Consider the following 11785-nt stretch of genomic DNA (forward strand, 5'->3'; position numbering starts at 1 on the left):
GTAGGAACTACGGAAATTAACGCCCACGGAGAGTGTGTAAGACCTTTTGCTAAGGCAGAAGGCTGTTCTCGTAGAAGTGGGAATCTCCCTCCTCAAACGCTAAGCGTTAGGAGGGAGTAGTTCAATTTATCATTTTGTGGAAATCTTTGAAGAATGCGGAACATATACGTCCAAACATATTTACTCCGTCATCATTATCACGGTCACGCCATTCCTGGCGGCTATAAATTTCTTCGCCGGTAACTGCATCATGAACATGGAACTCAATTTTCTCATATACCACGCTGCTGTAATAAGCAGGATGTACAACCGGCACCACGATTTCATCCTCAACTTTCACCCAGTTACCCTTGGAATCCCTGACGTTTTTGTTGACAGTCTTGGTTTCCCAGGTGGTATATTCAGGATGATAGATGGACTTGGTTTCATACTGCAACACCTTGGCATCTATATACACATCGGCATAATCCTTCAAGTTTTTATCAAAAATATCATTAAAGGCCTCCAAATCTTTTTGAGCCAAAATTTCCAAATCCTGCCCCTGAGCCAATGACATCTTGCGTATCACTGCTTCCGGGGTAATTACCGGGATTTTTTCCTGCATTGCTTTTTCTTCATACATGCCGCCTAAAGAACGCTCCCGTACCCCATCTATATTGGTGTCAGAAAAATCCATATCATAAAGCAGTACATTTTTAATTGCCTTGAAATTGTAATTTTTATCCTTGTACTCAACTTTTTCTGCTGATACAGCTTGCATCATAGCCATCAGCAGCAAACACGCCATAAGCACAATTCTAAAACTTTTACCCCAATAACTCTTTTTCATTTTGACCATCCTTTCTTCTGCTGCACACTTATAATTGTATTATTCTACACCGGGCACAATTTTCCTGCCTTTGAGAAAAGAATTTTAACGTCCCACACCAAAAAAGTTAAGCAATGTAATAGCATATTTTAAGCTTCTCTATACTCTCATATAGGCAAAATTCAAACCAAATAATATCTACGCCCTTTTTTCTCACCTTTCATGCCAATAATTCCTTCATTTACGTATCGCTTCAATAAAACTCTGGTCCTTGCCATACTTAACCCGAGTTTAGCTGCAATATCTGATGAAGCCCCTTCTCCCTGCCTTTCTAAAAATTCTAACACAATTTTCCTTTGCTGAGTTTCTTTATCGCTTGTTTTTCTTTATCGCTTGTTTTTCTTTATCGCTTGTTTTTCTTTATCGCTTGTTTTTATCGCTTGTTTTTCTTTATCGCTTGTTTTTATCGCTTGTTTTCCTTTATCGCTTGTTTAACATGCATGACAGAATAATATTTTCTACGACATATCACATTATACCAAAATCGCCCCAGCTTTGCATGAATACATGCCGGGGCAGCCAAATTCCTACCATCACTGTTCAATAAGCAAAAACAATATTGCACTCAAAACATACTTTTATAAAAAATCTCCTGCTCTATCCCTGCTAAAAAAATTTTTGTCATCAAAATGCAATACAAGATAGCTTTTTGAGGTGTAATCTTGTATAATACTAGTTAGATTTTTTTGATATTTTTAAGGAGTGGTTTTTCATGTTTTTTAGTAAGAAAATCAAGGCAGCTGCCCTGTGCGCAGTGGCTGCCCTGTCTTTCGGACTTTTGGCAGGCTGTGGTTCCGACAATGCCGCCAAGGGTGACAAGACCTACAATGTAGGCATTGTGCAGCTGGTTGAGCACGATGCCCTGGATGCTGCCAACAAGGGCTTTGTAGATGCCCTGAAGGAGCGCGGCTTCGCAGAGGGCAAGAACCTGACCATCGACCAGCAGAACGCCCAGGCTGACCAGTCCAATCTGCAGAATATCGGTCAGCGATTCATCAACAACAAGGTTGATTTGATTTACGCTATTGCTACCCCGGCAGCCCAGACCGTGGCAAACCTGACCAAGGACATTCCAATCGTGGGCTCCGCCATCACCGACTACGAGGCTGCCAAGCTGGTCAAGAGCAATGAGGCGCCAGGCGGCAACCTGACCGGCACCAGCGATATGAACCCTATCAAGGAGCAGATTGACCTCTTGATGAAGATTGCGCCAAATGCCAAGACCATCGGCTGCATCTACACCTCCAGCGAGGTAAACTCCGAAATCCAGTTCAAGGCAATGAAGGAATATGCCGAGTCCAAGGGATTGAAGGTTGAGGCTGCCACCATTTCCACTGTAAATGATATTCAGCAGGCTGCCCAGAGCCTGGTAGGCAAGGTTGATGCCTTCTATGAGCCTACCGACAACATCATTGCCTCTGCTATGCCTACCCTGATTTCCGTTACCAATCCTGCCAAGAAGCCTGTTATCTGCGGTGAGTCCAACATGGTAAAGGCAGGCGGCCTGGCTACCTACGGTGTTGATTACTACCAGCTGGGCAAGCAGGCAGGCATGATGGCTGCCGACATCCTTGAGGGCAAGGCAAAGCCGGCTGATATGCCTATCCAGTTTGCTGCCAACCTGAAGGCTGTTGTCAACAAGGCAAATGCTGCCGAGCTGGGCATTGCCCTGCCAGCTGAAATCGTCAATGATGCCGAGGTCATTGAATAAAGGCAACACAAAGCAATATAAAACAGATTAATTGCTCCGGGCGACAATGCCAGCCAGAAATCTGGCAATGGCGCTGCCGCCCGGATTTTTTATTGAAATTTAATTCAGAATGGAGACTTGACTTTGGACTTAATCATTCCTACCATATCCCAGGGGCTCTTGTGGTCCCTGCTGGCTATAGGCGTATACATTACCTTCAGGGTGCTGGACATTGCCGACCTGACTGTAGAGGGCAGCTTCCCCCTGGGAGCTGCTACGGCAGCAGCCTGCCTAGTGGCTGGTTGGAGCCCTATACCTTCCATGATAGCTGCTGCTTTTGCCGGCATGCTGGGAGGGGTTGTCACAGGTATCCTCTGCACCAAGCTGAAAATACCTGCCCTTCTGGCAGGCATCCTTACCATGATTGCCCTTTACTCCGTGAACCTGCACATCATGGGCAAGGCAAACCTTTCCCTTTTGCAGGTAGATACGGTATTTTCCCTCTATGCCATTTCGGGCATGAGCCAGGCAAACATGATTCTCATCATCGGGCTGATTACCGTAGTGCTTACCGCTGTCGGCTGCTACCTGTTCTTTGGCACGGAAATCGGCGCCGCCATCCGGGCTACCGGCTGCAATCCCCACATGATCCGCGCCAACGGCGTCAACACTGATATTACCATTATCCTGGGCCTGCTGCTGTCCAATGCCCTGGTGGCACTTTCCGGTGCCCTGGTGGCACAGGCCAACGGCTTTGCCGATGTGGGCATGGGTGTGGGCACCATCGTTATCGGTCTTGCCTCTGTTATTATCGGCGAGGTGCTTTTTGGCACCCGCAGCTTCAAGAACTGCCTGATTTCCGTCATCTTGGGCTCCATAGCCTACAGGGCGGTTATCGCCATCGTATTGCAGATGGGCATGCCGCCAAATGACCTGAAGCTCTTTACCGCCATCCTGGTAGCAGCCGCCCTTTCCATGCCGCTGTTCCAGTCCAAATTCAACAAAAGAAAGGCGGCGAAGAACTAATGCTGAAAATTGAAGACATTGCCAAGACATTTAATCCCGGCACCATTACGGAAAAAGTTGCCCTGAAAGGCGTTTCCCTGCACCTTGAGCCGGGAGACTTCGTTACCGTCATTGGCGGCAACGGCGCCGGCAAATCCACCCTGATGAACTCCATCGCCGGAACCTTCCCGGTAGACAGGGGAAAGATTATCATTGACGGGGAAAATATCACCAAGTGGCCGGAGCATAAGCGTGCCAAGTATATAGGCCGCGTTTTTCAGGACCCTATGATGGGCACGGCTGCCAACATGCAGATTGAAGAAAATATGGCTATCGCCGCACGGCGCGGCAAGACACCAACCCTCAGATGGAGTGCACCAGCCGCCCAGCGGGAGTATTTCCGCCAGCAGCTGAAAACCCTGAACCTGGGGCTGGAGGACAGGCTGGAGTCAAAGGTGGGACTCCTGTCCGGCGGTCAGCGGCAGGCACTGACCCTGCTGATGGCAACGCTGGTGGAGCCAAAGCTCCTGCTGCTGGACGAGCATACCGCTGCCCTGGACCCGAAGACAGCCGCCCAGGTGCTGGCTCTCACCAATGAGATTGTCACCAAGCGGCACCTGACTACCCTGATGATTACCCACAACATGAAGGATGCCCTGGCCTGCGGCAACCGCCTGATCATGCTCCACGACGGACGCATCCTCATCGATGTAAAGGGTGAGGAAAAGAAAAGCCTCACCATCAAGGATTTGCTGGCCATGTTTGAGAAGGCTGCCGGAAGCGAGCTGAACTCCGATGCCCTGCTGCTCAGCTAGAGGTTTTCACTGTTAATTTCTTGACATGAACGCATAAATATGATAGATTGTAAACAGAATTTCGGAGCTGACACCTGTTAGCCAAAAGAAACCCTCTCCGGGAGTGATGACCCGGAGAGGGTTTCTTTTGTGTGCTGATGAAACACACACAGTTAGTTGCCACATGATGGCTGCTTCTACCATCCTAACATCTGCACAATCAGATAACCAAGAATACTCCCAGCAACACTAACAAGCAGCGAAAGCAAAATTTCGGACAAAGACACCTGATAACCTCCCTCCCTTGCCTGATTAGCTTGATGAGGGCTGTGGCAAAACAAATATACCATATGCCTATTTTTTTGTAAAGAAAAAAGCTGTAAAAACGATAGGCGACGTTTTCACAGCCTTTTTCTTTTAAGCACCCGCAACGTACCGCGGCTGCCTAGGTAAAAGAAGAAGTATCTATTAAAAGAGAGGGGTTTGCGACACAGGGGAATGTCGCGAAAAAGGGGTACATCGAAGTTTCATAGCGAGGGGTGTAGAGCTTCGACCAACCGATTCTGTCCTCAGCTCTGTGCTATGTCCCTGTCGATGGTTATATATTACTATACTTTTATGGGTATGTCAAGGGTATTTTTATATTTTTTTAGAAATTTTATCAAAAGTTTACCATGATATTTGTTTATTGTATACAAAACATCACCAAAAATTGTTAAAATCATTAAACAACCTGCATGAATCGCCCTTTTCCCCATATATTCGCGCTATTTATCCATCCATAGCCAATACTAATCCTGTTATTTCTACTAAAACTTACCCACAAGTTACTCATTCATACAACAAATCCCCAGAGATAAACCAGAAGGTTCACCCCAGGGGATTAACAAAAAATTATCAAAAGTTAACTATAAATGCTTTCAGCAGATGATTCAGGGACTCCTGATCCCAAGCACCCATAGTCTCCCGGGCCGAATGCATGGACAGGAGAGGCACGCCTATGTCCATGGTACGCATAGGAACCAGTGCCGAGGCAATAGAGCCAAGGGTGGAACCACCCGGCTCATCAGAATGATTGACAAACCTCTGGCAATCAATCCCCTCCTGCTGGCAGATGGCAGAAACGATAGCCACCGCCTCCGCATCCCCGGCGTAGGACTGGGAGGCCGCCTGCTTCAGCACCACGCCGCCATTCAGGACAGGCCTGTTGGTAACGTCGTACTTTTCAGGATAATTGGGCTGCAAGCCATGTGCCACATCCACAGACAGCATAAAGCCGCCGCTGACCGCCTGCCACATCTGCTCGCGGCTGTAGCCCAGCACTCCGTAGATGCGCTCCAGCACCTGCAAAAGCACCGCTGAACCTGCACCCTGCTTCGTCCGGCTGCCGATTTCCTCATTGTCAAAGAGGGCAATCAGCCTCAGCCCCTGGAAATCCTGCCCGGCACCGGCCACTGCCTCCATAGCCTGCAGGCATGCCTCCACCGAGGTAATATTATCCAGCCGGGGCGCGGACACCATTTCACCTGCCATTCCCAGCTGGCAGCCTGCCTCATAAGGATAAAGATTAAGCTCATAGGAAAGGATATCCTCCCGGCAGCAGCCCAGCTCACCTGCCAGCCATTCCTCAAAGAAGGACTTCTCGCCATCCTTGCCCAGCACAGCCATCAGGGGCAGCATTTCCTTCTGCTTCTTGATGGCAGTCCCCTCGTTGACCTTGCGGTTCATGTGGATGGCAAGCTCCGGAATTACCAGCAAAGGACGGGCAAAATCAACAAGGCGCACCACAGGTGAAAAAGCCTTCTCTCCCCTGACAGCAACCCTGCCGGCAATAGACAATGGCCTGTCCTGCCAGCTGTGCAGAATAATGCCGCCGTAGGACTCCACATTCAAAACACCGTAGCCGTCCTTGACCATACCGGCTGAAGGCTTGATGCGGAGCCCCGGAAAATCCGTATGGGCAGCCGCCAGCCTGAGTAAGTCAGGTTTCGCCAAATCTCCGCCACCTATAGCAAATGCCAGCACCGTGGAGCCAAATACCTCCGTATAGTACCTGCCGCCCCGTACCAGCTGCCATCTGTCCCGCATATCAAGCCTGGCAAAACCGGCTTTCTCCAGCCTTTCCGCAGCAGCAGCAGCCGTATGCCACGGGGAAACGGATTTCTGCACCAGCCCCAGGAGGCTATAGACAAAATCATACATACCGGCCGCTCCTTATTCCTTTACCAGCAGTTTTTCAATCTCCACAATATACATGGTATGATAATCCTTGTCAGGATACCACTTGACATTGCTTTCCTCATCAAAGAAGCACGCCTCCTGCATCTCCTGGGCATAGAGCTTCCTGCATACCAGTGCCATGCGGGCTTCCTCAAAATAAACCCTGCCATTATCCTCTACAGGCGTCAGCCCTGCCTTGGCAATCTTGTCCTCGTCCCTGCCGGAAACAGAGCCAAAATAGCTCATCATCTTGCGCCTGTCCTCACCGAAGACAGAAATCGTCAGCCCCTCTGCCCTATCAATAAACTCCTTGGTATAACGCTGGGGACGGATGACCAGAAATGCCACCGGCTTGCCCCACATAACGCCCATGCCGCCCCAGGAAGCAGTCATGGCATTGGACTTGCCCTCCGCCGTACCTGTCACCAGCAGCCAGTCCTTGCCGATTACCTTGAAAGCATTTTCCTTCAGCTCCTCCGGAGCAATTTCCTTAAAAGACATATAGAATACCTCCTCAAAACTCTGTCAATTACCAGGCAGGCTGCCATGCAGATGATAAAATCTGCAAGCTCCTGTCATGCAGGCTATTGACATGCCATTGCCTGTTAAAACAATTATAGCATGTCTGTAAAGCCTCACTATTTTATACAAAAAATTATACAAAAACTGCCATGCTGGATTGTTTTTTTGCAAACATACAGCATGGCAGTTTCACTTCTCAACACACTATAAACGCTCTATAAACACTATATACGCATTTTATCTACATATATATACTAGTTATCCACATATCCACACAGTTATGCACACACAATATGTGGATAACTAACATTTTATCCACTACTAGATATAGTAGGCGTACCAGCTTCTCAATCCTCCAGATGGGCAGGACGGATCATAGTCCAGTAGCAAATCATCCCCAGCACAAAGCCGGTCAGCATAATCACCGCCATAGGTATCCCCGTATCAGTTCCGAAGAAGCCTGCTGCCGGCATCATGATTCCCCCCAGGAACATGGAGAAAAAGCCCAGCAGTGCCGATGCGCTGCCGGCGTTGCGCCCCTGGCCGTTCAGTGCCAAGGAAAAGCTCACCGCACCGATGATGGAAATCGGCATAAAGCAGCAGCACAGGAACAGGATTACCAGCCACAGGGAGCTGAAGCCTGCCACAAATGCCGCAAGGAGGCAGATGCTGCCCACCAGCTGCACGGTCATAGCCGCACAAAGCATGCTTGCCTCGGAGACCTTGCCTGCCAGCTTGGCAGGAATCGGCCCAAGAAGCAGCATGCCCACGCCGATGCCGCCAAAAATCAGGCTGTACTCCTGGGCAGAAACGCCATAAATCCCCTGGAAAATAAAGGACGAGCTGCCGATATAGCAGAAAAATGACATAAAGATGAAGCTCTGCACCAGGCAATGCCCCATAAAATACTTATTCTTCATCAGATCTGGCAGCACCCTGATGGTAGCCCCCACGCTCTTGATGCGCTTATCCACAGGCAGGGTTTCCCGATAGACAAGCGTAGCCACAGCCATCACCATGCCAATACCGGCCAAAGTAGCAAAAATCCCGTGCCAGGTGCTCAAGAGCAGAATCTGTCCGCCGATAACCGGTGCCAAAATCGGCGCCAGTCCGTTGACCATCATCAGCACCGCATAGAAGGTAGTCAGCTCAGCCCCCTGGCACATATCCCTGGCAATAGCCCGGGCAATGACAATGCCGCAGGCTCCTGCCAACCCCTGAATCAGACGGGCTGCCAAAAAGATGTATATATTATTTATGAACACACACACCAGAGAGGAAGCCATAAAAATCAGCATGCCCAGCAAAAGCGGAATCTTCCGCCCTCTCAGGTCGCTGACCGGCCCCGCAAAAATCTGCCCCAAAGCCATGCCCATCATGGTCATGGTCAATGTCAGCTGAGTCATGGATGTTGTACTGCCAAACTCAGCCTGCAGCTCCGGTAATGCTGGTAAATACATATCCGTAGCCAAAGGCGCCATTGCCGCCAAAATCCCCAGATAGACAATCATTATTTTCTTGTTCATGTATCCTCACCTTTCCTCTAAAATGAACAACCTGGTGGCAAAATCCCTGCCACCATTGTTATCTTATCCATTTTAGCACAATATTTTTTTCCATGTAAGTAAATGTGAGTAAAAAACCGAAATAATTATCATTAAAATTAGATTAGAATTATTACTTAGACATAAGAATAAAGTACATTTTTTGAATATTTGCATTTTATTTTTTCCCAATATATTCCCTTGTATTTTGTATATCCTTCAAGTATAATACAAGTATAATATACATAATGTACCCAAAAAATTACCAACATATACAAAGTTTTTACTAAAAGAAGAACAGGTGATTAAATGAAGGTTAACCGTATCCGCAAAATAGAGGAGCTTCTGCAGGATATGCACAGCTTATCCATAGACTATTTGTGCGAATATTTCAACGTGTCCAAAAATACCATACGCCGCGATATTGCCGAGATGGACAAGAGCGGCTATATCAAAAAGGTTTACGGAGGCATTGTCCTCAACGAGAATGAACCTGCCCAGCCGGAGGCTGAACCGGAGCACAACTGGGTGATGAACACCACCAATCTGGAGGAAAAGAAAAAGATTGCCCAGCTGGCTGCTGACCTGGTGGAGGATGAGGATGTTATCTACATTGATATCGGCACTACTACCGCCCTGCTTCTTCCTTACATCGAAAACAAGAAGAATGTCACCGTGGTAACTGCCAATATTCATGCTATTAATGCCGGGGTAGAAGGCGAGAAATTCAACATTATCGCCACCGGCGGTACCATTTATCCGCCCAGCAAGGCTTTTGTAGGGCCAAGCGTTACCAGAAGCCTGAATATGTACAATATATCCAAGTTTTTCATGTCCACCATTGGGGTGTCCATTGAAAACGGGGCTACCAGTGCTTCACCTCTGGACTGCGAAATCCAGTACCTGATTGCAACCAAGCCTGGCAAGCATTATCTGATGATGGATGATTCCAAGCTGGATGCACCTTCCCTGGTTTCCTACAATGCACTGAAAAATTTTGATTCTGTGATTATGAATAAGAAGCCTGCTCAGAAATATATTGAGCATTTCAAAAATAATAATGTAGAGCTTATCTACAGCAAATACTAAAATATGGAAATTTCAGTTTATACAGCGGTCGGCAGTAGCAAGTTTCGTCAGCCTCCCGACTCCCCCTTTTCAGCTTTTTCGTAAAGTCAGATTGATTACCTTGGTAGCGTACAGCAGAGTATAGTTGATAACTATGTGCATATCTGTTCAGACACAAAGAGGGACAGGTGCGGCATGTACCCAAAGAAAACCTTGAGTGCAGCCTCGCTTCTTAGCGAGTGCGAGCGTAAGCGACGCAGGAGCTTAGAAGCGCGAGGCTGTGCTAAGAGCGAGAGCGAGTTTTCTATGGGTACTGCCGCTACCTGTCCCTTTATAATGTCTGAACAGAATCCACGAAATATCAAACTACATCATTAGTATATGCACTAAGTAACGATCAAGCACTACGACAAACTGAAATTTATCCACATTTATTCACAGGCAAAAATACCATCTCTGTTTTATAACATCTATATCTAGTGTTTTTTGCATACTTTATCCCCAATATATTGAGTTGTCCACATGATTATCCACACCTGTTGATAACTTTATTCCTTCCTGTCCACTTTATCCACATTTTTCTTAGGATAATTCACGCTTTTTCCAGCGTATATGTGTATAATTTCCCAAGCATATTTTGCCAAAAAGATGTATAATATAATTGTGGTGTATGCTTGCAATTATTTCATTTTTTGCTACAATAATGCCTGCACCCAATACAAAAAAGAGAGATGAGAACAGATTGCCAAAAAGAGAATACAATAAACCGCAGCCTATTTATCGCTCACGCCGTGAACGGCAGAGGAAGAAAAAGACAAATTGGCTGCCCATTGTCCTGCTGGTACTTGCCTTCATCGTAGCGGCAGTAGCAGGAGCGCTTTTTGCCTCCTCCAGCCTTTTTGATGAAAAGCCTGTGGCCAAAAAAACTGAAATGATGGCCTCCGGGGACAAGACCGTTGTCATGCTGATGGGGGTGGATGAACGGGAGGGAGACGTAGGACGCTCCGATACGCTGATGATTGCCACCCTTGACCCCAAGAAGAAAAAGGCAGCCATCCTGTCCATTCCGAGAGATACCAGGGTAAAAATCCAGGGGCATGGCTTCGACAAAATCAATGCCGCCTATGCCTACGGCGGCCACAAGCTGACACAGAACACGGTGGAGAACCTTCTGGGCGTGGAAATGGAGCATTATGTGCTCATCAACGTCAACGCCTTCACCAAGATTATTGATGCCATCGGCGGCGTGGACATCAACGTAGAAAAGAGGATGTACTACGAGGACCCATGGGATGATAACGGCGGACTGGTAATAAACCTCTATCCGGGACAGCAGCACATGGACGGCAAGACAGCCATCACCTATGTACGCTACCGAGATGAGGAAGGTGACATAGGGCGCATAGCAAGGCAGCAGAAGTTCATGCAGGCTGTCATGGACAAGCTGACCTCCCCTGCCATCATTCCGAGAATACCTGCCATTATCGGCGAGGTAGTGGACTGCATTGATACCGACCTGTCCGTAAAGCAGATGATTGAGTTCATGTCTGCCCTGAAGGATGCCCAGGCAAGGGGACTGCAGACGGAAATGCTGCCGGGCAAGCCGATGTACATCGGCGGCATCAGCTACTGGCTGCCTGACCTGTCCAAGCTGCGCACCACCATTGCCAACACGCTGGATGTGGAGATTTCCTCCAGCCTGCGCAGTGCTACCGAAAGGGAAATGCTGGAATACGAAAGCTCCATCCCTGATGATGCCCAGGAAATCCCCCTGAACGAGGCCACACGCCGCCAGCTGGGGCTGGATAATGACAAGGCGGAGGATGGCAGCAAGGATAAGGACAACCGGAAGGCAGGCCAATCGGAAGATATGGACGATGAAACAGAATCTGGCTCCTACCTGTCCGATCCTTATGCGGAGGACGGTGATCCACGCCATGGCAGGGCAGCCCATCCTGCTTCTGACAGCACTGACAGTTCAGCGCATCATACTCCTGCCAGCCTGCCGGAGCCATCTGCGCCTGCACCATCACCTACTGTTCCATCAGCAGGCAAAACTGCCAACTAACCCATA

The 11785-nt window shown here is 48.3% G+C and carries 10 protein-coding genes; 5 read left to right on the forward strand and 5 right to left on the reverse strand.

The features are described 5' to 3' along the window. Positions 1 to 121: 121 nt before the first annotated feature. Both FYJ84_RS10125 and FYJ84_RS10130 read right to left on the reverse strand, forming a co-directional pair. On the reverse strand, positions 122 to 769 hold the full coding sequence (locus FYJ84_RS10125; protein ID WP_205764204.1) for a hypothetical protein: 648 nt from the start codon (positions 767 to 769) through the stop codon (positions 122 to 124). Between the two features lie 221 nt (positions 770 to 990). Continuing rightward, complete coding sequence (locus FYJ84_RS10130; RefSeq protein WP_154407496.1) at positions 991 to 1155, reverse strand: hypothetical protein; 165 nt, start codon at positions 1153 to 1155, stop codon at positions 991 to 993. Between the two features lie 425 nt (positions 1156 to 1580). Between FYJ84_RS10130 and FYJ84_RS10135 the strand changes: the two genes are divergently transcribed. From FYJ84_RS10135 to FYJ84_RS10145, 3 genes are all read left to right on the forward strand, one after another. Next, positions 1581 to 2579, forward strand: a complete 999-nt coding sequence (locus FYJ84_RS10135) for an ABC transporter substrate-binding protein (protein ID WP_154407497.1) — start codon at positions 1581 to 1583, stop codon at positions 2577 to 2579. 123 nt (positions 2580 to 2702) lie between these two features. Further along, positions 2703 to 3584, forward strand: coding sequence for an ABC transporter permease (locus FYJ84_RS10140; protein ID WP_154407498.1), 882 nt, complete (start codon positions 2703 to 2705; stop codon positions 3582 to 3584). After that, a complete protein-coding gene (locus FYJ84_RS10145) occupies positions 3584 to 4378 on the forward strand; it encodes an ABC transporter ATP-binding protein (protein ID WP_154407499.1) in 795 nt (264 codons plus the stop codon). Before FYJ84_RS10140 ends, FYJ84_RS10145 begins: the two co-directional genes overlap by 1 nt. A gap of 876 nt (positions 4379 to 5254) precedes the next feature. Here the strand turns inward: FYJ84_RS10145 and FYJ84_RS10150 are convergent. The 3 genes from FYJ84_RS10150 to FYJ84_RS10160 form a co-directional block, all read right to left on the reverse strand. Then, positions 5255 to 6559 (reverse strand): M18 family aminopeptidase, encoded by a 1305-nt coding sequence (locus tag FYJ84_RS10150; RefSeq protein WP_154407500.1) that lies wholly within the window; start codon positions 6557 to 6559, stop codon positions 5255 to 5257. Between the two features lie 12 nt (positions 6560 to 6571). Then, entirely contained in the window at positions 6572 to 7078 is a 507-nt protein-coding gene (locus tag FYJ84_RS10155; RefSeq protein WP_154407501.1) for a flavin reductase family protein, read from the reverse strand. A 368-nt stretch (positions 7079 to 7446) separates the two neighbouring features. Continuing rightward, the gene (locus tag FYJ84_RS10160) at positions 7447 to 8625 is read right to left on the reverse strand and encodes a multidrug effflux MFS transporter (RefSeq protein WP_154407502.1); all 1179 of its coding nucleotides are present in this window, start codon (positions 8623 to 8625) and stop codon (positions 7447 to 7449) included. A 327-nt stretch (positions 8626 to 8952) separates the two neighbouring features. Between FYJ84_RS10160 and FYJ84_RS10165 the strand changes: the two genes are divergently transcribed. Beyond that, the gene (locus tag FYJ84_RS10165; protein WP_154407503.1) at positions 8953 to 9732 is read left to right on the forward strand and encodes a DeoR/GlpR family DNA-binding transcription regulator; all 780 of its coding nucleotides are present in this window, start codon (positions 8953 to 8955) and stop codon (positions 9730 to 9732) included. Positions 9733 to 10453: 721 nt separating this feature from the next. After that, a complete protein-coding gene (locus FYJ84_RS10170) occupies positions 10454 to 11779 on the forward strand; it encodes an LCP family glycopolymer transferase (RefSeq protein WP_235901423.1) in 1326 nt (441 codons plus the stop codon). Positions 11780 to 11785 lie beyond the last annotated feature (6 nt).

The sequence above is a fragment of the Anaerovibrio slackiae genome (assembly GCF_009695585.1).
Taxonomy (GTDB): Bacteria; Bacillota; Negativicutes; order Selenomonadales; family Selenomonadaceae; genus Anaerovibrio; species Anaerovibrio slackiae.